Source organism: Streptomyces sp. NPDC111606 (assembly GCF_055656945.1).
This window is the reverse complement of record NZ_JBVKBY010000001.1, coordinates 1626068-1649683: the sequence shown is the minus strand read 5'-3', so window position 1 is coordinate 1649683 and position 23616 is coordinate 1626068. Positions and strand designations below refer to the sequence as shown.

The window sequence follows — 23616 nt, the reverse complement described above, 5'->3', positions numbered from 1 at the left end:
ATGACCACGACCCGGACCCCGAGCACGCGCCCGTCGCCCTCCGACCTGCTCGCCGCCACGTCCTTCAAGGTCCTGCGCGGCGAGCCGAGTCCCGAGGAACTCGCGGCGTTCACAGCCGTCCTGACCCTGCGTCTGGCCACCCCTGACGCCCCCGCCCCGCAACGCCCCACCACGGCCCACTGGACCCGCCCGGAACGCCTGCGCACCTACGCATGCCCGCGGGCCTGGCACGGCTGAGGCACCAACTGGCCTTCCGTCGCTGTCCGTTGTCGCACGACAGCACGCCGTAGCCGGTATGGTTGCCCCCGTGACGCACCCGATGGGTGCGTCCTCCCTTCATTCCGGGCCCCACCTCGTCGGGGCCCGGCCCGACGAGAGCGGCTCCGGGACCGTGGCTGGCCGCCTCACGTCGAAGGGAGGACGCCCCCGGATGGGCGGTCACGAGGAGCAGAAACTGACTTTCGTCATGCGGCTGATCCGGCTTCTGCCGGAGCGAGCGGCGAGGCACGCGAGGAGGTGGGTGCTCTGGTGGTGCAGCAAGTAGCCGGATATCCCCACAACCACTGGGGACATCCGACAGGCTCTTGCCGAGCCGGGCCTCGCTCGAAGTTCCCGCTTCGGGCGGGGCCCACTTTCATTGGTGGTGCAGCAGGTAGCCGGATATCCCCACAAGGCCTGGGGACATCCGACGGGCTATTGCTGAACTCGGGCCACCGTCCGTCCATACGGCCGGGCGAGGGCCCTTCTGCACCCAAGTACAGCACAACGGCCCCCCACCCGGCAGCACGATCACCCACTGTTCACGCGACCGCGCGCCGAGCCACGGCCCCTGTCGCGAGGGCGATGAGCAGTGCCGCGGCCGCCGCCGTGACCGGCACGCCGTAGGCCGCCGCGGGGGAGAGGTGCTCCGCCAGCCAGCCGCCGGTCGCGCTGCCGCACGCGATGCCGCCGAGCAGCGCGGTCACCGCGAGGGTCATGCCCTCGTTGAGGCGGCCGTCCGGGGTGCGCCGCTGGACCAGAGCCATGTTGGTGATCATGGTTGGAGCCGTGGCCATGCCGGCGAACAGCAGCGCGACGCACAGCAGCGGGAGCGAGCCGGTGAGGGACGCGGCGAGCAGGGGCAGCGTCAGCAGCGCGGTCATCGCCGCTATGCACCACACGTAGCGGTACTCGGCGGGACCGGAGAGCCGCAGCCGCCCGTACAGCAGACCCGCCGCACAGGAACCCGCCGCCTGGAGCGCGAGCACCGCACCCGCCGCCGTCCGGTGGCCCTGGGCGTCCGCGAACGCGATCGTGACGACCTCCGTCGACCCGAACACCGCACCCATGGCGAGGCAGACGGCCAGCAGCGAGGGCATCCCGGGCGCGCGGAACAGCGAGGTGCCGGCCGCCCCGGCGGTGGGGGCCCAGGGCGGCGGTTCCGTCGACCGCTGGGCCGCGAACGCCAGCACGCCCGTCACCAGGAGCACCACCCCGACGAGCGTCCCCGCCTCCGGGAAGAACCTCCCGCACAGGAAGGCCGCGAGCACCGGGCCCAGCATGAAGCACAGCTCGTCCGCGGCCTGCTCGAAGGAGTTCGCGGTGTGCAGGGCCTCGGGATCGCCCTTGAGCAGGTGCGCCCAGCGGGCGCGGGACATGCCGCCGGTGTTGGGGGTCGTCGCGGTGGCGGCGTACGCGGCGAAGAGGGTCCAGGCAGGGGCGTCGTAGCGCACGCACAGCAAGAGCGCGAGGCTGCCCAGCGCCGCGCAGAGCGTGGCGGGTACGGCGACCCGGGCCTGGCCGTACCGGTCGACGAGCCGCGCCGTCCAGGGGGCGACCAGCGCCGTCGCCGCGAGGCCGGTCGCGGTGACGGCGCCGGCGAGGGCGTACGAGCCCCGGGCACCGGCGATCATCACGACCGCGCTCACGCTGAACATGCCCATGGGGAGGCGGGCGGCCAGATTGGCGAGGGTGAAGGCGCGGGTGCCGGGGTGGGCGAAGAGCCGGCGGTACGGGCGAGAGGGGTGACCGGCGGAGGGGGCCGGGGCGTTCGTGGCGGGCGATTGCGGCATGGCTCCACCGTCGCCCGCAGTGGATCAAGGGGTCCAACACCTGTTCGGGACAGATTCACGCACCTGTGTTGTGAGACGCGCGCGGGCTGTAGGTTCCCCGCATGCCCGCTGCCGCCTCCGCCCACCTCGATCCCCGCCTCCTGCGCGCCTTCCTCGCCGTGGCGGACGAGCTGCACTTCACGCGCGCCGCGGCCCGTCTGTACGTCGCCCAGCAGGCGCTGAGCCGGGACGTACGGCGGCTGGAGCGGGAGTTGGGCGCCGAACTGTTCGTGCGGACGACCCGGCACGTCACGCTGACGTCCGACGGCGAGCGGCTGGTGCCGCACGCCCGCCGTGCCCTCCAGGCCCAGGACGATCTGCTCGCCGCCTTCGGTCAGGCGCGGCCCCTGCTGGTGGACCTGAACTCTCCGGGCCTGGCCACCGGCCGCCGGGTCCTGCACCGGGCCCGGGAACTCGCGCCCGAGCACGAGCTGATGGCCCGCTACGAGAGCGGTCTGACGGGGGCGGCCGCGGAGCTGGTCGCGGGGCGGCTGGACGCGTCCTTCGGACGGTTCGCGGGACTGGACCCGGCGCTGCGGGCCGGCCTCGACCATCAGCCGGTCCGCTACGAGCCGATGGCGATCGTGCTGCCCGAGGACCATCCGCTGGCCGACCTCGAGCGGGTGCCGCTGGCCGCGCTGGCCGGCGAGACCGTGTACGCCGGTGCCGGCAACCCCCGTACCCCGGAGTGGACCGACCTCGCGCACCGGCTCTTCGACGGGCGGGGCATCGAGGTCGCCCCGCCCGCGCCGCTCGCCGTCGGCGACGAGGAGTTCCAGCGGATCATGGCCAAGCTGCGCCACCCCGTCCTCGCCGTGGTCGACTTCCCGGCGATGCCCGGGACCGTGCTGCGCCCCCTGACCGACCCCGTGCCCCTGTCGCCGGTGTCGCTGGTGTGGCGAAAGGGCCTGGCGCACCCCGCGTTCGACGCCCTGCGACACGCCGCGGCGCGGCTCGCGGCCGAGGAGGGGTGGTTGGAGCCGCCCGCCGGTGGATGGGTCTCGGACGTGGACTCGGCATCTTGGGCGTATACAACCAACGGCCCGACGTGAGCGTCTAAGGGGCTGGCGTGAGCGTCCGACGGCCCGAACGTGAGCGTCATCACTTGTACGCCAATGTCCCTTATTCGCCAATGTGCTGGGTCACATAACACTTTCCTCCGTGGAGAGTTTGTGAAGAGCGCTGGTAATTTGTAGGCGCGCTGGACTGTGAGGTCGGCATATACCGAATGCGAGGGGGAGGCAGTGGCGCTGAGGGGGCAGGGGGAGGAGCCTCAGGAGCGGGACGCCACCATGCAGCTGAAAGTGTCCGGTTTGTTTCCGGTGGACCAGACCGTTCAGTTGCGGGTGCCGTCACAACGCATATCCGATGGCGAAAGTGAATCTGCGATATCCGAAATATCCGCTTCCGCGGAGGCGGACTCATCGCAGCGAATACCCGGCGATGACACGCCCGACCAGCAGCATCGCCGCGGCAACCGGAACCGCCGCAAAGCCCCCAGCCCGCCCCTGGGCCCCCGCCTCGTAGCAGCGCTCCATCTGGCGCCCGTGCTGGCCCTCCTCGCCCCTTTGGCCGCTCGCCTCGCCCCCCTGGTCGCCCGCCTCGCGCCCTATGCCCGCCGGATGCGGCCGGAGTACCCCCGGCCGGGACGCGCCGGCTGGCGCCGGTGGCTGCCCTCCTGGCGGCAGTGGCTCGGCGGCGCACTCGCCGGCGTGGGCCTCAGCAGCCTCCTCCTCGCCGTCGCCTACGCGGCCACCGACATCCCGGACAACCTCAACTCGTACGCCACCCAGCAGGACAACGTGTACTTCTGGGCCGACGGGACGCCCATGGCCCGTACCGGCTGGGTGCAGCGGCAGGCGATGCCGCTGAAGGACATCCCGGACGACGTCCGCTGGGCGGTCCTCGCCGCGGAGAACGCGTCCTTCTACAGCGACCCCGGCATCTCCGTCCAGGGCATCACCCGCGCCCTGTTCCGCACGCTGGGCCAGGGTGACACCCAGGGCGGCTCGACCATCACCCAGCAGTACGTCAAGAACGTCTACCTGAACCAGGACCAGACCCTGCGCCGCAAGTTCACCGAGGCGATGATGGCCCTCAAGCTCGACAACCGGATGAGCAAGGACGAGATCCTCGAGAGCTACCTCAACACCAGCTGGTTCGGCCGGGGCACCTACGGCATCCAGCGCGCCGCCCAGGCCTACTACGGCAAGGACGTCAGCGAGCTCAACGCCTCCGAGGCCGCGTTCCTGGCCGCCCTGCTGAAGGGCGCCGGCCTGTACGACCCGACCCTCAGCGGCGCCAACCGCGCCCGGGCCGTGGAGCGCTGGTCCTGGACCCTCGACCGGATGGTCCAGATAGGCAAGCTCTCGCAGGCCGAGCGGGACACCTACAAGAAGTTCCCCGAGCCGCTGAAGCGCAACCCGCTGTACGACACCGGTGAGCAGAGCGACTACCTCGTCGAACTCGCCTCCCAGTACGCCAAGAAGGCCGCCGAGATCTCCGACAAGGACTTCGACCTCGGCGGCTACCAGATCTACACGACCTTCGACAAGCGACGGGTGGACCAGCTCACCGAGGCTGTCACCGAGGCGCGCAAGAAGGCTCTGAAGGACGACCCGAAGGCCGCGAAGAGCGTCCACTACGGCGCGGCGTCGGTCGCCTCGGACGGCCGGATCCTCGCCATGAACGGCGGGCCCGACCACCGCAAGCAGGGCTACAACGAGTCCAACGCCACCACCGTCCCGGCCGGTTCGGCCTTCGCGCCGTTCGTGTACGCGGCCGGTCTGGAGCACGGCGTCCGCAAGACCCGCGACGGGGAGACGACCTCCGTCACCGGGGACTCCGTCTACGACGGCGACGACGACGTGCCGGTGACCACGCCGGAGGGGCCGTACTGGGACCGCAGCGGCCGCAAGGTGGCCGCCAGCAACGACGGCAACAAGTCGTACGGGCAGATCTCCCTGCACCGGGCGATGGCGCTGTCGGTGAACACGCCCTTCATGCAACTCGGCATGGACACCGGCCTGGACAAGGTGCGCGCCACCGCCGAGGCCGCGGGTCTGCTGAGCTCCAGCATCGGGGCCCAGGTGCCGGCGCTGGCCACGGGCAGCTCCACACCCAGTGCCATCCGCATGGCCAGCGGCTACTCCACGTTCGCCGCCGCCGGCAAGCACACCGAGCCGTACTCGGTGCGGCGGATGACCCACAACGGCGACAAGATCTCCCTGAACCTGCCGGACCCGCGCCGGGCGTTCGGCGCCGACGTGGCCGAGGAGGTCACCTCCGCGCTCACGGACGCCTTCCGGACCGCCCACCCGGACGCGGCGCCCGCCACCGCGCAGGTGGCCGGGAAGGCCGGGACGACGCCGAAGGACACCGCCTCCTGGTACGTCGGCACGCACAAGGCCGTCTCCACGGCGGTCGTCGTCTACCGCATCGACCTCGCCAAGAGCCTCGAACCGCTGCCGCTGAAGGGCCTCGCCGGCACCGCCGACGACAGCGTTCCCTACGGCATCTGGTCCGGTGCCATGAGACCCCTCGGCTGACCACCGACCCGGTACCGCAGTCCAACCGTCAGGAGAATGAGCCGCACATGAAGTCACCGTCTGGGCGTCGCCGCAAGGCCCGGGCATCGCGCCGCACCGCCGCCGCCGCCCGCCGCCCGGGGTTCCTGGCCCTGGCGGCGCTCCTCGTCGTCGCCTCGCTGACGGCGGGCTACCTGGTGCTGAACCGCACGGGGCACACCGAGCCCACCGCGTCCTCCGGGGAACAGCGCAAGGGGGGCGGGTCGGCCGCCAAGGAGCCGCAGTGGGACGGCAGGACCAAGGTCCTGGGGGACGGTTCCACTTCCTACACCGGTCCGCAAAAGGGCCAGTTGAAGCCGGAGCGGCTCAAGCCCGGACAGAAGCCTCCGCAGTTCGTCGTCTTCTCCTGGGACGGCGCGCTGGAGGGCGACGACCGGCTCTTCTCGCACTACCGCGAGGTGGCGAAGAAGTACGACGCCCACATGACGTTCTTCCTCACGGGGATCTACCTGCTGCCGAAGGACAAGAAGGCGCTGTACGACCCGCCCCAGCACGACCGGGGAGCCGCGGCGATCAGCTACCCCACGGACGAGCACATCCTCACCACGGTGGAGCAGCTCGGCAAGGCGTGGCAGGACGGCAACGAGATCGGTACCCACTTCAACGGCCACTTCTGCGGCGAGAAGGGCGGCGGCGACTGGAGCGTCGAGGAGTGGAAGAGCGAGATCGACCAGTTCAACTCGTTCGTGTCGAAGTGGAAGACCAACACCGGAGCCACGGATCTCCCCCCGCTGCCGTTCGACGTCTCCAAGGCGATCACCGGCGGGCGCGCCCCGTGCCTGGAGGGCCAGAAGAACCTGCTGGAGGCCGCCAAGGACTACGGCTACCGCTACGACGCCAGCTCCGCGGGCGACTTCCAGATATGGCCGACCAAGAAGAACGGCATCTGGGACTTCCCGCTGCAGATGCTCCCCTACGAGGGGGGCAAGTACCAGGGCCTCTCCATGGACTTCAACTTCCTCTACAACCAGTCCGACGGCGAGACCGAGGGCGACCCGGCCCGGTACCCCCAGTGGGAGGAGGAGACCGTCGGCACGTACCTGGCGGGCTTCAACCGCGTGTACTACGGCAGCCGGGCGCCCCTGTTCATCGGCAACCACTTCGAGGACTGGAACGGCGGCATCTACATGCGGGCCGTCGACCGGATCATCGAGGAGGTGTGCACCAAGAAGGACGTCAAGTGCGTGTCCTTCAAGGAGCTCGCCGACTGGATGGACGTGCAGAAGCCGGCGACGCTGGAGCGGCTGCGCACCCTCGATCCGGCGCAGTCCCCGGACTGGTCGACCGTGGTGCAGTGACGTTCGCATAACGTCCTTGAATCACGCACGCATCCCCCTTCACAACAGCCACACATGTCATGCGAAGATGCGCTGCCCCCGGCATCCGTCCGCCGGGACAAGAGGGGAACCATCAGTGAAGACAAGGAAATTGAGCCGTACGCGGCGACGCGCCACCATACTCGGCGCGGCGGCCGCCTCGGTCGTCGCCGGAGCGGCGATGCTGCCCAACTGGAGCGCGGGCGCCGCGGTCGTCGACGACCCCACGGTGGACGCCAGGACCAAGGCCACCTTCCAGCGGCTGGCGGACGCGGTCTTCACCGACCGCACGGACGCGCTGGTCGACGGTGGGCAGGGGAACCGGGAGAAGCCGCTGACCGACGGCTTCTCCGGGGACGTCCGGATGTCTGCGGGTACGGCCCGCAGCGAGGACGCCGCACTGTCCGCGCTGGACCAGCGCAAGGACAAGCTCGCCAAGCTGGGCGAGAAGTACAGCAAGGGCAGCACCACCGTCACTCTGGACGCCACCAGCGTGAAGGGCCGCAAGGCGAAGGTCGCGGTCACCGAGACCACCACCCTCACTTACGAGAAGGTCCGCGGCGGCGAGCCGGGGACCACCGGCTTCCAGGCCCACCACGAGCTGACCTTCAGCGCCGACCGGCGGGGCGACTGGCAGCTGACCGGGATCCGCGCGACCGACGAGGGCGACCTCGCCGTGAACTCGACGGCCAGGCCGGCCGTCGAGCCCATGACCGCGAAGGTCGCCAGCACCACACCGTCGGCGCCGAAGGCATCGACCTCGTACCCCGGCCCGGCCAGCCCGAAGAACTTCACCGCGTCCGGCCTGGACTACCCGGCCATGGCCACCTACGCCAAGCAGTACTGGTCCAACTACAACCCGGCCTACCCGAACTTCAACGGCCAGGGCGCGGGCGGCGACTGCACCAACTTCGTCAGCCAGTCCCTGAAGGCGGGCGGCTGGAAGCACGTCCCGGGCTACGTGTACGACTACACGAGGTGGTTCGGCAACGCCGACATCCAGTCGCACTCGTTCATCGGCGTCAACGAGTGGTCCTGGTTCGCCCAGAACTCGAAGCGCACGACCAGCCTGGCGAACGTCTACCAGATGGACGTCGGCGATGTCCTCCAGCTCGACTTCGACAAGGACGGCTCGAAGGACCACACCATGATCGTCACGTCCCGCAGCCGCGGCGTGCCGTATCTGACGTACCACTCCACCAACACCTACAGCAGGTCGGTGGCGAGCATCATCGCGTCGTACCCGAACGCTCTGTACTACGCGTACCGCACCTGATCCGTGCCACCCCCCTGGCCGCCGGTGTCGTCCACCGGCGGCCAGGGACCGGGTCACCCGATGGCGATGCGGGTCTTCCAGTAACTCGCCGAGCCGATGATCTCTGTGCCCGACCCCGGCACGACGGTGGCCTTGCCGCCCGCGTAGAAGCGCACGGATCCGTCGGACCGCACGCCCCATATGTCCGGGACGGCGTCACCGTTGGCATCGGGGGTGCCCATCAGCAGCGGGAAGTTGCTGACCGCCCACCCCGAGGCGCCGTACTCACTGTCATCGCCCCCGGCCGAACTTCCGGCATTGCCCAGTGACGTCAGGCTCACCCCGCCACCGGATGCGGCGATGCCCTTGCGCAGCAGGAGCCTGCCCGACGAGTCGGACCGGTAGACGAGGTCGGTGACCCCGTCGCCGCTGATGTCCAGCGCGCTGACGATGTCCCGGCTGGTCCAGCCCGAGGCCCACAGCCGGGTCGCCTGGTCGATGGTCGCTCCGTGGTATCCGGTGAAGACCCACAGCTCGTCGCCGATGGTGGCGAAGAAGTCGGTCCGGCCGTCCCCGGTGGCGTCGCCCGCCGACACGAACTGGGTCAGGTCGGCGGGGCTGGGGGCACCCTCCGGGAGGAGGATCTCGCGGCGCTTGTCGATGTTGACGGCGCCGTATCCGTCACCGGGGTACACCCACAGCTTGCCCCCGACGCGGACGACCAGGTCCTGGAGGCCGTCGCCGCCGTAGATATCGCCGTTGTGGGTGATCAGGGCGCCCTTGAAGTGGCCGTTGGGCGCGGCTGCATAGGGCGGCAGCTCGTCGCCGTTGGGGTCCTTGTCGGGGTTGGCCCGGTAGGCGCCGGGCATCGAGTAGTCCAGGTCGCCACTGCCCTTGGCGAGGTCGGTGGCGGTGGCCTGCGACGGATACATGCCCAGATTGCCGGCCTCGGTGACGACCATCATGTCGGGCAGCTTGTCGCCCGTGAAGTCGCCGGGCGAGTCGGCCTGGTCCCGGGGGGTGACGTAGAAGAAGTACTTCGTGGCATCCGAGGGGTTGCCCGCGCTGTCCACGGCCCTGACGTAGAGCACGTTGGGCCCGGCCGTCGGCGGTTTGGCGTTGGAGATGATCGCGCTGACGCTGGTGGCCGTGCCGGCGGTGCGGCGCACTGCGCAACTTCTACGACGGCTGGAAGCACGTCGACGAAATCAACACCGTTGACACATGCCCTGTATGCGGCAACGTGGGCTTCCAGTCGATCATGACTTATATCGGTGCACGCGGGGCCGGGAAAGTGAAATGGGGCTGCAACAGGTGCTTCCTGGCCGGCACGGACGTCCTCATGGCCGACGGCACCACCAAGGATATCGAGGACGTCGAACTCGGCGACAAGGTCCTGGCCACTGACCCGGAAACCGGTGAGTCGGGCCCCAGAAAGGTCACCCGCCTCATCGTCACGGAGGACGACAAGCACTTCAACGAGCTGTCCATCGCAACACCGGACGGCATCGAGAAGCTGACGGCCACACACGAGCACCCGTTCTGGTCTCCATCAGAGCGAGCGTGGGTCGAGGCGGGCGACCTCAAGCCGGGCCTGACCCTGCTCACCGACGAGGGCGAGACCGTCATCGTCACCGCCAACCACTCCTTCACCAAGCATGCCCGGACGTACAACCTGACGGTTGATGACCTGCATACGTACTATGTGCTGGCGGGCGAGACGCCGGTCCTGGTGCACAATTCCGGTGGGTGGTGTGGTCCAGGCTTTAGGACGGCGTCAGATGCGGGTATCAGTCCAAATGATGCCAAGCGTATTCAGAATGCCGCCGACAAGGCGGGGCAGCCAGTCATTGTGGTGGGAAGCCGTGCGAACGGAACACCCAATGCCGCATCGGACTGGGATTACATTCTTTCTGGTCCGTCCAGAACCCGACACGGCATCAATAACTCCCTGCCGAGAGGAACGGGGGACGGCGAGGGTAGTGGGCGTGGTCGAGATTTCTGGCAGAACTACAATCCGAACCGTCCAGACTATGCAGAGCTGGACATGAGTCGGCCGTACGTTGTATTCGAGCCCCGGAGTCGGTGATCAGGTGAGAGTGTCGGAGCGAATCATCAATGAGGTTGCTCAAGGACTCCGCAGCCTGGAGGAGTCTGTGACCTGGTTCTCCTCACTGGAGCAGGTCGAGCAGAGAGCGGTACTGCAAGAGGTGGTTCGCTACTCCATGCAGGCCCATGCAACGGCGGAGGACGGACGTGACGGACTATTGCGGTCGGGGGTGAAAGCTACGATGACTCCCGCTGTCTTGATTGTTCGAGAGCCAATTCTCGAACAAATGGGGAAGATTATAAATCTTCCGCCGAGCGAGTACTTGAAGTCCTTCCGTGTTCTGCTTTCTATGTTCGCTGTCGCTGACGCGCGGCGAAGGGAAACGGAGTGTCGAGGTACTTGTAGTCATGCCTGGCACAATTTGTCATAGATGCGAGCATCCCCGGTGTCGCTCGAAGGCGTAGCCGAGAATTCTTGAGGCCGCGAAGGCGCATATTGGGAGCCCTCACCAAGCAGGTGCTTGGTGAGGGCTCCCAGGCGTTTGACGGCAACGCTGACGGCAACGTCAGCGGACGGCTGTTGTGGCGGGTGGTTCGTCGGGGTCGCTGTTGCCCGTGTTGAGTGCGTCGCCGAGGGTGTCGATGGCGCCGCGTTGGAGGCGGAGCCGGACGTGGGCGTGGACGGTGGCGGTGACGCCGATGTGGGCGTGGCCGAGGAGTTCCTTGATCACGACGAGTTCGACGCCCTGTTCCAGGAGCAGGGTCGCGGTCGAGTGCCTGAGGTCGTGGAAGCGGATGCGGCGGAGGCCGGCCTTGCGGAGAAGCATGGTGAAGGTGCGGGTGAGGTTGGTCGGGTCGATCGGCCTGCCCTGCGGCGTGGTGAACACGTGCCCGTTGTGCTGCCACGCCGTGCCTGCGGCCTCGCGCTCGCGCTGCTGCCTGCTCTCGGTGGTGCTTCAGTGACTGGAGGCAGCGGGCGGGGAGGGCGATGCGGCGCTCGGAGGCTCGGGTCTTGGTGGGCAACGCAGTGAGTCCGCCTGTGCTCGTGCGCTGCAAGGTGCGGCGGACGGCAGCCGTGCCCCGGTCGACGTCGAGGTCTTCCCAGCGGAGGCCGAGGAGTTCGCCTTTGCGGAGTCCGGTGTGGAGCGCGAGTTCGAACAGGGCATGGAGCCGGTGTCCGCGCGCGGCTGTGAGGAACTGGCGGGCTTCGTCGGCGGTAAGGGGTTCGAAGCGTCGAGGCCGGGGTGTGCCGGTGCGGACGTTGCGGGCCACGTTGCGCGGGATCTCCTCCTCGCGTACGGCGTGTTCGAGTGCGGACTTGAGTACGGAGTGGATGTAGGCCAGCGTCAGCGGAGAGAGCCGCTTGGAGCAGCACGTTCCGACGGCGCAGCAACGGGGCTCATCACGCCCCGCATCGATGCCGCGCGCGCAGCACTGGCAGGTGGTACGGAGTTGGTTGAGCCAGGTGCGAACGTCCTTGGCAGAGAGCTTGGCGAGCTTCTTCTTGCCCAGGCCGGGGACGAGGTACCGGTTGACGCAGGCGGTGTATCGGGTGTGCGTGTTCTCGCGGAGATGGTGGACGGCAACGGCATCGAGCCAGTACGTCAGGTACGCGCCGACGCTGCCCTGCGCGGAGGGCACGGGGAGGCCGCGGTTGCTGGTGGCGATCTTCTCGGTGAGCTTGGCCAGGGCTTCCTTGCGGGTGGTGCCGTAGACGCGGACGCGTTTGCGGGTGTTGCCGGGGGCGAGGAGGTATCCGGCGGCCTCCCAGCGGCCGTCCTTGCGCTGGTAGACGGTCCCGTCACCGTTGGCGCGCACGCGGCGGGAGGCGGGGGTGTCGCGGGGTGTGGTCATCAGGCGGCGGCTTCCTGGCCGAGGCGGGTGCGGATGAAGTCGGTGAGGGCGTGTGCGGAGTAGGTCGTAGACGGCCGAGCGGCCGAGCTGGAGGCGTGCCATGACCTGCGGAACCGTCAGCAGTTCCTCCGGCATGCTCGGCCCCTGGTGCGTGGCGGGTGCCTGCATGGTCATCAGCAACCCCCTTCCGCGATGAACTGTCGTGCGAGTTCTCTGCGGTGCCAGACGGCGGCGCCGAGGAGCGCGGCGCCGGGGCTGTAGCCGGTGCCCAGGTAGGCCCAGTGGCCGACGACGAGCGTTGTGCTCGGCTCGGGCAGGCCGGCGTGGGCGCGGGCCTGTTCGGTGCGCCAGGTGCGACGGGCGGCGCGCAGCGCGCCGAGGGTGGTGGAGTATCGGCGGGACTTGGTGGAGAAGTGGCCCGGAAGCCGAGCATGTGCGCCCATTTCCAGAGCTTCAGGTGGGCGAACTCCGGAAGTCTGCCCAGCTCCCAGCAGGTGCGGATCATCTGCCGCACGTGGCGCGCGATGACGAGGCGGGGCAGGGGCCGGGCCTGTCCGGTGCCGTCGCACGCGGTGCAGGGGAGCGGGGTTCCATGGGGCAGGAGAGTGGCGCCGCGGCCCTGGCAGGGACGGCAGAACAGGGCGCGGTCGAGGGTGCCGGAGGCGTCGGCGGACTTGGTGGCGTACTTGGCCACGTAGGCGGCCACGGCCTGGTCGGTGAATTCGGCGTCAGTGCCGAAGGCTGTGATCTCGCGTACCCCGAGTTGTTCGCCCCAGGCGAGTTCGCGTTCCCCGATCGCGTCCGACTCGATCATGACGCGGACCCGGGCGACGGCGGCGCGTACGGCGTCGGTAAGCATGGCGACGGTGGCGTACGGCGGCGGTGGCTGACTGGTGCCGTCCGGGCCGTCGAGGCGGATCACGGCGTGAAAGTGGACCAGGCCGCGCTGCTGGTACTCGGCGACCTTGGCGAACGAGACACGCAGGACCCCATGGGCGGCCTTCTGGGTCATGCCGAGCCGGGCGGCGATCTCACGGCGCAGGTAGGTGGTGAAACGGGCCCACAAAGCTCCGGCGTGGGCGTTGAACAGGACCGCGCCCGCGTAGTCGTACGTCGCCGGATTCAACGGCGTGCCCAGCAGGGCGTCCGTGGGTTCGTGGAGCTTGCGGCAGCGGCAGGGCCGGATGCCGCCGCCTGGGGCGGTGATGCGGTTGTGGACGGGGCCGAAGGACGGCGGGGTGAGGGTGACGAAGACCCGGGTGGGTGCGGACGGTATCGGGGACGGTCATGCCGCCTGAGAGGCCGGCGCGGATGAGGTGGTAGGTGTCGGCGGCGTAGAGGCGGGAGCAGGCCGGGCAGGATTCATGGAGCAGCCACCAAAAGGAGCACAAGCGCGGCAAGGCGCTGTTCCGCGAACGGATCAGACGGGCCGGGCTGCCCGAGTCGGTGGCCGCGCCAGCCGAACCGGAGAACTTCCTGGCCGTCCTGGAGAAGGGTTTACGTTCTCACGGCTTGCCGGTCTTGGACGACATGCTGAACGAGTCCATTCTGGTGGACCTCGCCTACGTTGACGGCAACGCTCTGGCCAAGGCGCGGAAGAACGCCGATTCCGCGCCAGTCCTCCCCGATCTGCTGTGCGATGTACTCGCCCTGGAGGTCGGGCTGCGAAGCCTCATGTGACCAGCCCCGACACGGAAGCCGAGCACGTGGAAGCCACCAACCTCCTGTACCGCGATCCGGCACTCTACGACGTGGTCCAGTCCGACAGCACGAGCGCCGGAATGTGCCAGACCCTGGTCGAGCTGCACAGGCCCGACGCCCGGACCCTGGTCGATTTCGGATGTGGTACCGGCCGCGACCTGGAGATCCTCGCCCAGCGCTTCGAGTGCATCGGCGTGGATCTTCAGCCCGGCCTGGTCGACTACGCCCACCAGGCCCGGCCCGGGCTGGACGTCCGCACCGGCGACATGCGCACTGCACGACTCGGCAGCCGTATGGACGTGGTGACCTGCATGGGCAACAGCCTCGCCTACGTGCACGACAACGCGGCGATCAGCCAGGTCTTCGCCACCTTCGCCGCCCACGCCTGGCCAGGAGCGCTGCTCGTGCTGTGTTCCCCCGTCGCCCCGATCACCCGGACCGAGCCGACTACCGCCACGGTCGACACCCCGACGGGACCCGCGACCGTCACCATCCGACACGAGTGGGACCTGCGGACCCAGATCAACACCATGCACCGGCACTGGGCGCTCCCCTCGGGCGACGAGGTGCGAGATGAGATCCGCAGGCGTGTCCTGTTCCCCCGCGAGCTGGAACGCTACGCGGAGGGCGCCGGCTTCGAGGTCCTGGACATGCTCGACGGCACAGCAACAGGGCTTACTGGCCCCACCGCATACACGGTGGCCCGACAATCTCCGCAGTGATCGGCAGAGAGCGAGAAATGGCACCGGCACCGCCGCCCGACTCCTGACGACAGTAGTGACGGCAACACCCACGGATTCCCCCGCACAATCACGGACACCAGTGGAACGCAAGTCAGGGGCGGCGGTCGCCCCACCTGCCGGTCACGGATACGGCCAGCAGGCTCCTCAGGCGCCACATCCCAGCCCCGCACCCCCAGCCGAACCCCACTGGCAGCCCCGCAGCAGCCCTGACGTCCACGTGGGCCGCTCGCTCTCCCCTTACACAGGGATTACACAGGGCACGGCTACCAGAACCTCTCATCCCCCCACCCCCCACCGTGAGAGCAAAGTTCCTTTCCGGTCACCCGCTGCCACAGCCCGGAAACGCGCCCTCCCTACCTTCGGGATCAGCCACTCGTAGTGCGACCGAGTCCCTGAGTACCGTGGAGGCGTCATGACAGCCCCGAACACAGCCCCCGCCGCGAGCAGGGGAGGCCGCTGGATCGATCACTGGGATCCCGAGGACGAGGCCTTCTGGGAGGAGACCGGGGAGAAGGTCGCCCGGCGGAACCTGTTCTTCTCCGTCCTCTCCGAGCACATCGGGTTCTCGATCTGGACCCTGTGGTCGGTGATGGTGCTGTTCATGGGGCCGGAGTACGGGCTCACCCCCGCCGACAAGTTCACGATCGTCTCGATGGCCACGCTGGTCGGCGCCATCGTCCGCGTCCCGTACACCTTCGCCGTCGCCGTCTTCGGTGGCCGGATGTGGACGGTCGTCTCGGCGACGCTGCTGCTGGTGCCCACGGTCGCCGCGTTCGCCGTGATGGAGCCGGGGACGTCGTTCACGACCTTCCTGCTGTGCGCGATGCTGGCCGGCGTCGGCGGCGGGAACTTCGCCTCCAGCATGACCAACATCAACGCCTTCTTCCCGCTCCGTAAGAAGGGGTGGGCGCTCGGCCTGAACGCCGGCGGCGGCAACATCGGCGTGCCCGTCGTGCAGCTCGTCGGTCTCGCGGTGATCGGCGCCAGCGGCGGGCCGCGCCTGCTGCTGGGGATCTACATCCCGTTCATCGTGATCGCCGCCGCCCTCGCGTGGCTGAAGATGGACAGCATCTCGTCCGTGAAGAACGACACCGGCGCCGCCAAGGACGCCGCGAAGGACGCCCACACCTGGATCATGTCCTTCCTCTACGTCGGCACCTTCGGTTCGTTCATCGGCTACAGCTTCGCCTTCGGGCTGGTCCTGCAGACCCAGTTCGGCCGCACGCCGCTCCAGGCCGCCTACGTCACCTTCATCGGCCCGCTGCTCGGCTCCCTGATCCGGCCCGTCGGCGGCTCGCTCGCCGACCGGTTCGGAGGTGCCAAGATCACGCTGTGGAACTACGTCGCCATGGCCGCCGCGACCGCGGTCATCATCGTGGCCTCGATGCAGAAGTCGCTGCCGCTGTTCACCACCGCCTTCATCGCCCTGTTCGTGCTCAGCGGCCTCGGCAACGGCTCGACGTTCAAGATGATCCCCGGCATCTTCCACGCGAAGGCCCTCGCCAAGGGGCTGGAGGGTGACGAGGCCGCCGCCTACGGCCGCCGGCTCTCCGGCGCCTCCATGGGCCTCATCGGCGCGGTCGGCGCGCTCGGCGGCCTCGGCATCAACCTCGCCTTCCGCCAGTCCTTCCTCACCGTGGGCTCCGGCACCGGCGCCTTCGTCGCCTTCCTCGCCTTCTACGGCCTCTGCTTCGCGGTCACCTGGGCCGTATACCTTCGCCGTCCGGCGGCCGCGCAGGCCGACTCGGCACCGGCCACCGAGGCAAAGCCGCAGCTCAGCTACGCCGAGGTGTGACGTAACACCACCGACATCAAGTCGAACCGAGCCTGTCACGCACCGTTGACAGGCTCGCTCGGCATACAGGTGTAACCACCCAGGGCGCGATCGGGAGCCAGGAGAGCGGGAGCCAGGAGATCTGGATCCAAGAGATCTGGATCCAAGAGACCTGGCGCCAGGAGATTCAGGAGCCGCTCCGGCCGACCCCGGTGGGAGACCCTGGTGCAGGCACCACAACTCGAGTGCGGGACGAGAGTTATGTACGACGAACAGCAGCAACCCGAACACGGGCCCCTCGCGGGGTTCACCGTGGGCGTCACCGCCGCGCGCCGCGCCGACGAGCTCGGGGCGTTGCTTCAGCGGCGCGGCGCCGTCGTGCTGCACGCCCCTGCCCTGCGCATCGTGCCGCTGGCGGACGACAGCGAACTGCTCGCCGCCACCAAGGAGATCATCCAGCGGACGCCCGACGTCGTGATCGCCACCACCGCGATCGGCTTCCGGGGCTGGATCGAGGCCGCCGACGGCTGGGGGCTCGGCGAGGACCTGCTGGAACGGCTGCGCGGCGTCGAGCTGCTCGCGCGCGGGCCCAAGGTCAAGGGCGCGGTACGGGCCGCCGGGCTGACGGAGGAGTGGTCGCCGTCCAGCGAGTCCATGGCAGAGGTGCTGGACCGGCTGCTGGAGGAGGGCGTCGAGGGGCGCCGGGTCGCCATCCAGCTGCACGGTGAGCCGCTGCCCGGATTCGTGGAGGCGTTGCGGGCTGGGGGAGCGGAGGTGCTCGGGGTGCCGGTTTACCGGTGGCTGCCGCCGGAGGACATCGGGCCGGTCGACCGGCTGCTGGACGCGGCCGTCTCCCGGGGCCTGGACGCCCTCACCTTCACCAGCGCCCCGGCCGCGGCGTCCCTGCTGTCGCGGGCCGAGGAACGCGGGCTGCTTCCCGAACTGCTCGCCGCCCTCAACCACGACGTCCTGCCGGCCTGCGTCGGCCCCGTCACCGCACTGCCCCTGCAGGCGCTCGGCGTCGACACGGTCCAGCCCGAGCGCTTCCGGCTCGGACCGCTGGTCCAGCTGCTGTGCCAGGAGCTGCCCGGGCGGGCCCGGTCGCTGCCGATCGCCGGGCACCGGGTGGAGATCCGGGGCCACGCGGTCCTGGTCGACGGGGCGCTGCGCCCCGTACCGCCCGCGGGCATGTCCCTGCTGCGGGCCCTGTCCCGACGGCCGGGCTGGGTGGTGCCCCGCGCGGAGCTGCTGCGCGCCCTGCCGGGCGCCGGTCGCGACGAGCACGCCGTGGAGACGGCGATGGCCCGGCTCCGTACGGCCCTGGGGGCGCCGAAGCTGATCCAGACCGTGGTGAAGCGGGGGTACCGGCTGGCGCTGGACCCGGCGGCGGACGAGAAGTACGCGGACCGGTAGGTCCGTTCCTCAGGCTCCCCCGGAGGGGACACCTCCGGACGGGCTGAGCGGCGCTGACCTGCGTTGGAAACGCCCGTGTTCCACCAGCGCCCGCCCCAGGCACCCGAGCGCCACCGTCGACAGCACCGTCCGTACGACATTCCACGCCAGCCACGGGTACTCGAATTCCTCCCGCAGGGCGGTCGGATCACCGGCCCCCTTCAGGCCGTCGTTCAGCGGGACGTTGAACAGGACGGTGACCACGAAGGCCAGCCCGTACGCGGTCGCCGCCGCCCATACCCACCCCCGGTGCGGCGTCCCGCGGACCTGCCACGCCGATACGCCCGTCAGCACCAGCGCCCCGAAGAAGCTCAGGAAGAACACCGGGTTCTCGAACGCGTCGTTGATGTCGCGCATGACCTCGACGTACACCCGGTCGTCGCTGCGTGCCAGCCCCGGCATCACCCCGCAGGCGAAGATGTAGAAGGCCCCGGCGATCAGGCCCATCGCGACCGTGGCCGCGCCCAGTACGGTCCCCACGACTTTGCTGTTCCGTGTTGTGGTCATGCCCTCCAGTCAACGGACCCGCACGCACCCCGGACATGGCCGGCACGCGCAGCCCCATACGCGGACGTCCAGGCCCGCAGGCGGTACGAGGGGTTCCGGCCCCGCCGCCGGACAGGCACTGTTAGGGGGAACGGTTCTCCCTGCTCCTCCTTGCTTCTCCCTGCTCCTCCCGGCTCTCCTCACGGCATCTCACCGACCCCTCATGACCGGGGTGACCCCTAGGCGGTGACAGGCACATGGCACTGGGTACGGCCACGGGCGCGTTCGAGCTGCGGTTCGACGCCGGGCGGATCTGTCTGGATCTCCTCGCGACCACGCACCCCGAGGAACGGTTCGACTCCGTCGAGGTGTTGTGCGCCTGGATAGTCGGGGCCGGCCTGGCCCCGCCGGGCACGCCCCTGACCCACGCCGACGCCTCCTGGCTCGCGGGCTTTTGCGAACTACGGGGGCGTATCGGCCAGTTGGTGCGCGGCGGACTCACCCCCGAGCGCTGGGCGTCGTACGACAGGCCGTCGTACGACATCGCGCTCGCACGCGTGAACGACATCGCCCGCGTGGCGCCACCGGCCCCCCGTGCCGTCAGGGGGGAAGACGGCACCCTCGTCCGGCAGTTGGATCACCCGCCGGAGTGCGCCGCCCTGCTCGGTGCGATCGCGCGGGACGCCCTGGAACTGCTCACCGATCCGGCCGCGCGGGCCGGGCTGCGGGAGTGCGAGGGCGACAACTGTCCGATCGTTTATGTCGATACGTCCCGGGGGCGCAGGAGGCGCTGGTGCTCCAGTGAGGTCTGCGGGAACCGCGAAAGAGTGGCCCGGCACCGTCGTCGCACGGCACTCACCCGAGCCTGACAGTCCGTTATGCGGCTTCTGTGAAACGGCTGTCGAAGTGATTTCGATTACACGTCGTTTACCTACGGGACCGTAGGGAAGCCCTCCTTCGATCTTGCCGATGTGACGGAAATGTAAAGATCGCACGGTGGGAATGTGCTGCCATGTCCCGCTCGTCACGTCACTCCGAAGAAAACTGTCGCCTCTGTTTGAACACTCAAAGCGCCGCTTGCGTACGGGTGGTCGAGCGACCGACTGGGGGAACCCCCGGACATCGGAGGTGGGCGTGCGCAAGGATTCCGTCGTGGCCAATGAACGTGGATCGAGGGCCCGACATCGCATGTCCCAGCCCTCGGAACCTGATGAGGAGCTGATGCGTGCGCTGTACAGAGAGCACGCCGGACCCCTCCTTGCGTATGTCCTTCGACTGGTCGCCGGTGATCGGCAACGAGCAGAGGACGTTGTGCAGGAGACGCTCATCCGTGCCTGGAAGAACGCCGGACAGCTCAATCGAGCGACCGGATCGGTACGCCCCTGGCTGGTGACGGTCGCCCGGCGCATCGTCATCGACGGCCACCGCAGCCGGCAGGCCCGGCCGCAGGAGGTCGATCCGTCGCCGCTGGAGGTCATCCCCGCGGAGGACGAGATCGACAAGGCGCTGTGGCTGATGACGCTGTCGGACGCACTCGACGACCTGACGCCCGCCCACCGGGAAGTCCTGGTCGAGACGTACTTCAAGGGGCGTACGGTCAATGAGGCGGCCGAGACGCTGGGCATACCCAGCGGCACTGTTCGCTCAAGGGTCTTCTATGCCCTGCGGTCGATGAAGCTGGCACTGGAGGAGCGGGGGGTGACGGCGTGATGAGTGTTTACGGGGGAAACCAGGGATTCGGGATGGGCGGTTCGGGTATGTCTGGACCCATGACGGGACATCCGGTTCCGAGCGAACACGAGACCGTCGGCGCCTATGCCCTCGGGATTCTCGACGACGCCGAAGCAACCGCTTTCGAGGCACATCTCGCGACCTGCGAGTGGTGCGCCCAGCAACTGGACGAACTCGCCGGGATGGAGCCGATGCTGGCCGCGCTCGCGGACCTGCCGGGCTCCGGTTCACCCGCGATCGGCGAGTCCCTTTCGGCGAAGCCCAGCCCGCGCCTGGTGAACAAGCTTGTCGACGAGGTCGCCGAGCGCCGCGCCCAGAAGCGCCGGCGCAGCTTCTACATGGTGGCCGCGGCTGCGGCGCTGATCGTCGGCGGTCCGTTCGTGGCCGTGGCGACGAACGGCAGCGACGGCGGCGGTGACAGCGAGGGCAACCGGACCGTGCAGGCGGCCAACCCCGCCAAGGACCTGTTCACGGGTCTCGAGAGCAAGGTCTCGGGGACCGACCCGACGACCGGCGCCAGCGCGACCGTCGGCATGTCGGAGAAGGCGTGGGGCACCGAGACGGCCCTCGAGCTCAAGGGCGTCAAGGGTCCGCTCAAGTGTTCCCTGATCTTCGTCAGCAAGAGCGGCGAGCGTGAGACGGCCGCCTCCTGGTCCGTCCCGAAGTGGGGCTACGGCATCCCGGATGCCAAGACCGAGCAGGCCAGGAACCCGCTCTACGTCAGCGGCGGCGTGTCCATGGCCCCCGACGATGTCGATCACGTGGAGGTCATGGACTTCGACGGAAAGAAGATCGTCGAGGTAGACGTGTAGTCGCCGTAGCAATTCCGGGTCCCCTTCGCGTACGGTTGACGGCTGCCCAGCACGTCAGAAGGGGGCCCGGTGGCCGCTCAGGCTCCACAGGAAACCGCGCTCGAAGACTCCTTGAGAGATCGGGAGATCGGCGTCGAACAGGTACATCTGGACCGGGTGTACCAGCGCCTCGAGGAGAAGATCCACGAGGCGGAGTTCCTCATGAACGACGCGGCCCAGCGCGGCCAGGTCGGCACGCCCGGTGCGCTCGCCGAGCGGGACGCGCAGGTCTTCCGCGCAGGTGTCCACCTCAATCGGCTCAACAACGAGTTCGAGGACTTCCTCTTCGGACGTATCGACCTGCTGCCCGGCAAGGACGGCAAGAAGGGGCCCGACGGCGCGTACACCGCCGTCGAGCCCGCCGAGGGCGCGGTGCGCGAGGACAACACCGCCGACATCGCCGAGACCCTGCACATCGGCCGCATCGGCGTGCTCGACCAGGACTACGCCCCGCTGGTCATCGACTGGCGGGCCCCGGCCGCGGCACCTTTCTACCGCTCCACCCCGGTCGACCCCGGGCGGGTCGTACGGCGCCGGGTCATCCGCTCCAAGGGGCGCCGGGTGCTCAGCGTCGAGGACGACCTGATGCGCCCCGAGCTGAAGGCGTTCCTCGGCGGCGACGAGCTGCCCGTCATCGGTGACGGCGCCCTCATGGCCGCCCTCGGCCAGGCCCGCAGCCACACCATGCGCGACATCGTGGCGTCCATCCAGGCCGAGCAGGACCTGGTCATCCGGGCCCCCGCCGCCTCCGTGACGTACGTCGAGGGCGGCCCCGGCACCGGCAAGACCGCCGTCGCCCTGCACCGCGCCGCCTACCTGCTCTACCAGGACCGGCGCCGGTACGCGGGCGGCATCCTGATCGTCTCGCCGACCCCGCTGCTGGTGGCGTACACCGAGGGCGTGCTCCCGTCGCTGGGCGAGGAGGGCCAGGTCGCGATCCGCGCGATCGGCTCCCTCGTCGACGGTGCCGAGGCCGCGCTGTACGACTCCCCGGCCACGGCCCGCGCCAAGGGCTCGTACCGCATGCTCAAGGTGCTGCGGAAGGCGGCGCGGGGCGCGCTGGAGCTGGGGCCGGGCAGTGGGGCCGACGCTCGTCGGCCCGCCGTCGGCGACACCGCGGCGAACCGGACGGGACAGCTCGCCTTCGGCGACGACGACGCCTCCGCACAGACCCCCGCCGGACCTCCCACCCGGCTGCGCGTGGTCGCCTTCGGGCGCCGTCTCGAGCTGGAGGCCGACGCGCTGGAACGTATCCGCCGCACCGCGCTGGGCGGCACCGCACCCGTGAACCTGCTGCGCCCGCGCGCCCGCAAGCTGCTGCTCGACGCCCTGTGGGCACAGTCGGGCGGCGCCACCCGGCACACCGACCCGGAGCTCGCCGCCGAGCTGCGTGCCTCCTTCGACGAGGACGTGATGTCGGAGGACAGCTTCATCGCCTTCGTCGATGCCTGGTGGCCGGAGCTGACCCCGAAGGCGGTCCTGACGGCGATGGCCGACGAGCGGCGCCTCGGCCGCTGGGCTCGCCGGATCCTCAACCCCGGCGAGGTGCGCAAGGTCGCCCGCTCGCTGAAGCGGGACGGGTACTCCGTGCACGACATCGCCATGCTCGACGAGCTCCAGTCGATCCTCGGCACCCCGGCCCGCCCGAGGAAGAAGCGCGAGCTGGACCCGCTCGACCAGCTCACCGGCCTGGAGGAGCTGATGCCGGTGCGCGAGGAGTCGCAGCGCGAGCGCGCCGAGCGGCTGGCGGCCGAGCGCACCGAGTACGCCCACGTCATCGTCGACGAGTCACAGGACGTCACGCCGATGCAGTGGCGCATGCTCGGCCGCCGCGGTCGGCACGCCACCTGGACGGTCGTCGGCGACCCGGCCCAGTCCTCCTGGTCCGACGTCGACGAGGCGGCCGAGGCCCGCGACGATGCCCTCGGCACCCGCCCCCGCCGCCGCTTCCAGCTCACGGTGAACTACCGCAACCCGGCCGAGATCGCCCAGCTGGCGTCGAAGGTGCTCGCCCTCGCCATGCCGGGCTCGACGGCCCCGTCGGCGGTGCGTTCGACCGGCGTCGAGCCGCGCTTCACCGTCGTCCGTGACTCCCTCGCGCAGACGGTGCGCGAGGAGGCCGCCCGACTGCTGGACCGGGTCGACGGCACGGTCGGCGTCGTCGTCGCCATGCAGCGGCGCGAGGAGGCGGCCAAGTGGCTCGCCGGGCTCGGCGACCGGGTCGTGGCGCTCGGCAGCCTGGAGGCGAAGGGGCTGGAGTACGACGCGACGGTCGTCGTCTCCCCGGCGGAGATCGCCGACGAGTCCCCGGCCGGCCTGCGGGTGCTGTACGTCGCACTGACCCGGGCCACCCAGCAGCTGACGGTGGTGTCGGGCGAGCGCGACGAGCCGGACGCCGGCGGGGTACCGGACCTGCTCAGAGATTGATCCGGATGAACCACCGGTACGAACCACCGGTACGGGAATGGCCTTACGGGATCGGTTTGTTAGCCTGGGTGTGGCACCGGCTCGATCCAAGCCCCCGGGCCCAACCTTCGTCGCTACGAGCGACCACTTGCCGCGAGGCGAGCATGGCGGGTCGGTGTCATGAACGTTGGAGAGACCCACGTCACGAATGTGACGTGGGTCTCTTTTCATGAGAAGGCGTGGCGAACAATACGTTCGCAATTCAAGCCCGGCTAACTCCTACTCGGCGGTAGGTGCGACGATCGGACGGCATCCAGCGTC

The 23616-nt window shown here is 69.4% G+C and carries 16 protein-coding genes and 4 pseudogenes; 15 read left to right on the top strand and 5 right to left on the bottom strand.

The genetic code is table 11. The features are described 5' to 3' along the window. Nucleotides 1-237 (top strand): acyl-CoA carboxylase subunit epsilon, encoded by a 237-nt coding sequence (locus tag ACZ7M7_RS07485; protein WP_467484221.1) that lies wholly within the window; start codon nt 1-3, stop codon nt 235-237. 563 nt (nt 238-800) lie between these two features. On the opposite strand, the gene ACZ7M7_RS07480 is transcribed toward ACZ7M7_RS07485, so the two are convergent. Then, complete coding sequence (locus tag ACZ7M7_RS07480) at nt 801-2051, bottom strand: MFS transporter (protein ID WP_472113688.1); 1251 nt, start codon at nt 2049-2051, stop codon at nt 801-803. A 101-nt stretch (nt 2052-2152) separates the two neighbouring features. Between ACZ7M7_RS07480 and ACZ7M7_RS07475 the strand changes: the two genes are divergently transcribed. The 4 genes from ACZ7M7_RS07475 (at nt 2153) to ACZ7M7_RS07460 (ending at nt 8269) form a co-directional block, all read left to right on the top strand. Next, nucleotides 2153-3142, top strand: coding sequence for a LysR family transcriptional regulator (locus ACZ7M7_RS07475; protein WP_472113685.1), 990 nt, complete (start codon nt 2153-2155; stop codon nt 3140-3142). A 240-nt stretch (nt 3143-3382) separates the two neighbouring features. Next, on the top strand, nt 3383-5638 hold the full coding sequence (locus ACZ7M7_RS07470; RefSeq protein WP_472113683.1) for a transglycosylase domain-containing protein: 2256 nt from the start codon (nt 3383-3385) through the stop codon (nt 5636-5638). Nucleotides 5639-5685: 47 nt separating this feature from the next. Continuing rightward, nucleotides 5686-6975, top strand: coding sequence for a polysaccharide deacetylase family protein (locus tag ACZ7M7_RS07465; protein WP_472113680.1), 1290 nt, complete (start codon nt 5686-5688; stop codon nt 6973-6975). Nucleotides 6976-7090: 115 nt separating this feature from the next. Next, the gene (locus tag ACZ7M7_RS07460; protein WP_472113677.1) at nt 7091-8269 is read left to right on the top strand and encodes an amidase domain-containing protein; all 1179 of its coding nucleotides are present in this window, start codon (nt 7091-7093) and stop codon (nt 8267-8269) included. 53 nt (nt 8270-8322) lie between these two features. Here ACZ7M7_RS07460 and ACZ7M7_RS07455 read toward each other — a convergent pair. After that, nucleotides 8323-9411 (bottom strand): annotated as a pseudogene (locus ACZ7M7_RS07455) (DNRLRE domain-containing protein); the annotation flags it as partial. Nucleotides 9412-9554: 143 nt separating this feature from the next. On the opposite strand from ACZ7M7_RS07455, the pseudogene ACZ7M7_RS07450 reads away from it, so the two are divergent. After that, nucleotides 9555-10337, top strand: a pseudogene (locus ACZ7M7_RS07450) (polymorphic toxin-type HINT domain-containing protein); the annotation flags it as partial. Between the two features lie 4 nt (nt 10338-10341). Beyond that, nucleotides 10342-10728, top strand: coding sequence for a DUF5958 family protein (locus ACZ7M7_RS07445; RefSeq protein ID WP_472113674.1), 387 nt, complete (start codon nt 10342-10344; stop codon nt 10726-10728). A 135-nt stretch (nt 10729-10863) separates the two neighbouring features. On the opposite strand, the pseudogene ACZ7M7_RS07440 reads toward ACZ7M7_RS07445, so the two are convergent. After that, nucleotides 10864-12151, bottom strand: a pseudogene (locus ACZ7M7_RS07440) (tyrosine-type recombinase/integrase). Nucleotides 12152-12324: 173 nt separating this feature from the next. After that, nucleotides 12325-13509 (bottom strand): annotated as a pseudogene (locus ACZ7M7_RS07435) (replication initiator); the annotation flags it as partial. Nucleotides 13510-13663: 154 nt separating this feature from the next. Here ACZ7M7_RS07435 and ACZ7M7_RS07430 point away from each other — a divergent pair. The 4 genes from ACZ7M7_RS07430 to ACZ7M7_RS07415 all read left to right on the top strand — a co-directional run bounded on the left by ACZ7M7_RS07430 (nt 13664) and on the right by ACZ7M7_RS07415 (nt 17782). Continuing rightward, the gene (locus tag ACZ7M7_RS07430) at nt 13664-13831 is read left to right on the top strand and encodes a hypothetical protein (RefSeq protein ID WP_472113671.1); all 168 of its coding nucleotides are present in this window, start codon (nt 13664-13666) and stop codon (nt 13829-13831) included. After that, nucleotides 13828-14574: a class I SAM-dependent methyltransferase gene (locus tag ACZ7M7_RS07425; protein WP_472113668.1), complete on the top strand. Its 747-nt coding sequence runs from the start codon at nt 13828-13830 to the stop codon at nt 14572-14574. Before ACZ7M7_RS07430 ends, ACZ7M7_RS07425 begins: the two co-directional genes overlap by 4 nt. 433 nt (nt 14575-15007) lie before the next feature. Then, on the top strand, nt 15008-16390 hold the full coding sequence (locus ACZ7M7_RS07420; RefSeq protein ID WP_472113665.1) for a nitrate/nitrite transporter: 1383 nt from the start codon (nt 15008-15010) through the stop codon (nt 16388-16390). A 240-nt stretch (nt 16391-16630) separates the two neighbouring features. Continuing rightward, nucleotides 16631-17782: a uroporphyrinogen-III synthase gene (locus ACZ7M7_RS07415; RefSeq protein WP_472113662.1), complete on the top strand. Its 1152-nt coding sequence runs from the start codon at nt 16631-16633 to the stop codon at nt 17780-17782. Nucleotides 17783-17791: 9 nt separating this feature from the next. Here the strand turns inward: ACZ7M7_RS07415 and ACZ7M7_RS07410 are convergent, their stop codons facing one another. Next, nucleotides 17792-18328, bottom strand: coding sequence for an anthrone oxygenase family protein (locus ACZ7M7_RS07410; protein ID WP_472113659.1), 537 nt, complete (start codon nt 18326-18328; stop codon nt 17792-17794). 236 nt (nt 18329-18564) lie between these two features. Here ACZ7M7_RS07410 and ACZ7M7_RS07405 point away from each other — a divergent pair, with 236 nt between their 5' ends. The 4 genes from ACZ7M7_RS07405 to ACZ7M7_RS07390 all read left to right on the top strand — a co-directional run bounded on the left by ACZ7M7_RS07405 (nt 18565) and on the right by ACZ7M7_RS07390 (nt 23316). Beyond that, the gene (locus ACZ7M7_RS07405; protein WP_472113655.1) at nt 18565-19176 is read left to right on the top strand and encodes a CGNR zinc finger domain-containing protein; all 612 of its coding nucleotides are present in this window, start codon (nt 18565-18567) and stop codon (nt 19174-19176) included. A 319-nt stretch (nt 19177-19495) separates the two neighbouring features. Continuing rightward, nucleotides 19496-20017 carry a sigma-70 family RNA polymerase sigma factor gene (locus ACZ7M7_RS07400; protein WP_010039908.1) on the top strand — a complete coding sequence of 174 codons (522 nt, stop codon included), beginning with the start codon at nt 19496-19498 and terminating at the stop codon, nt 20015-20017. Further along, on the top strand, nt 20017-20850 hold the full coding sequence (locus ACZ7M7_RS07395) for an anti-sigma factor family protein (protein ID WP_383608660.1): 834 nt from the start codon (nt 20017-20019) through the stop codon (nt 20848-20850). Before ACZ7M7_RS07400 ends, ACZ7M7_RS07395 begins: the two co-directional genes overlap by 1 nt. A gap of 69 nt (nt 20851-20919) precedes the next feature. Then, a complete protein-coding gene (locus ACZ7M7_RS07390) occupies nt 20920-23316 on the top strand; it encodes a HelD family protein (RefSeq protein ID WP_472113652.1) in 2397 nt (798 codons plus the stop codon). Nucleotides 23317-23616 lie beyond the last annotated feature (300 nt).

What these genes read in the sequence shown, in the direction of transcription:
- ACZ7M7_RS07470 (WP_472113683.1), top strand. Translation starts at nt 3,383, where the DNA reads ATGCAGCTGAAAGTGTCCGGTTTGTTTCCGGTGGACCAGACCGTTCAG.
- ACZ7M7_RS07400 (WP_010039908.1), top strand. Translation starts at nt 19,496, where the DNA reads ATGTCCCAGCCCTCGGAACCTGATGAGGAGCTGATGCGTGCGCTGTAC.
- ACZ7M7_RS07415 (WP_472113662.1), top strand. Translation starts at nt 16,631, where the DNA reads ATGTACGACGAACAGCAGCAACCCGAACACGGGCCCCTCGCGGGGTTC.
- ACZ7M7_RS07420 (WP_472113665.1), top strand. Translation starts at nt 15,008, where the DNA reads ATGACAGCCCCGAACACAGCCCCCGCCGCGAGCAGGGGAGGCCGCTGG.
- ACZ7M7_RS07485 (WP_467484221.1), top strand. Translation starts at nt 1, where the DNA reads ATGACCACGACCCGGACCCCGAGCACGCGCCCGTCGCCCTCCGACCTG.
- ACZ7M7_RS07480 (WP_472113688.1), bottom strand. Translation starts at nt 2,051, where the DNA reads ATGCCGCAATCGCCCGCCACGAACGCCCCGGCCCCCTCCGCCGGTCAC.
- ACZ7M7_RS07405 (WP_472113655.1), top strand. Translation starts at nt 18,565, where the DNA reads ATGGCACTGGGTACGGCCACGGGCGCGTTCGAGCTGCGGTTCGACGCC.
- ACZ7M7_RS07475 (WP_472113685.1), top strand. Translation starts at nt 2,153, where the DNA reads ATGCCCGCTGCCGCCTCCGCCCACCTCGATCCCCGCCTCCTGCGCGCC.
- ACZ7M7_RS07395 (WP_383608660.1), top strand. Translation starts at nt 20,017, where the DNA reads ATGAGTGTTTACGGGGGAAACCAGGGATTCGGGATGGGCGGTTCGGGT.
- ACZ7M7_RS07465 (WP_472113680.1), top strand. Translation starts at nt 5,686, where the DNA reads ATGAAGTCACCGTCTGGGCGTCGCCGCAAGGCCCGGGCATCGCGCCGC.
- ACZ7M7_RS07410 (WP_472113659.1), bottom strand. Translation starts at nt 18,328, where the DNA reads ATGACCACAACACGGAACAGCAAAGTCGTGGGGACCGTACTGGGCGCG.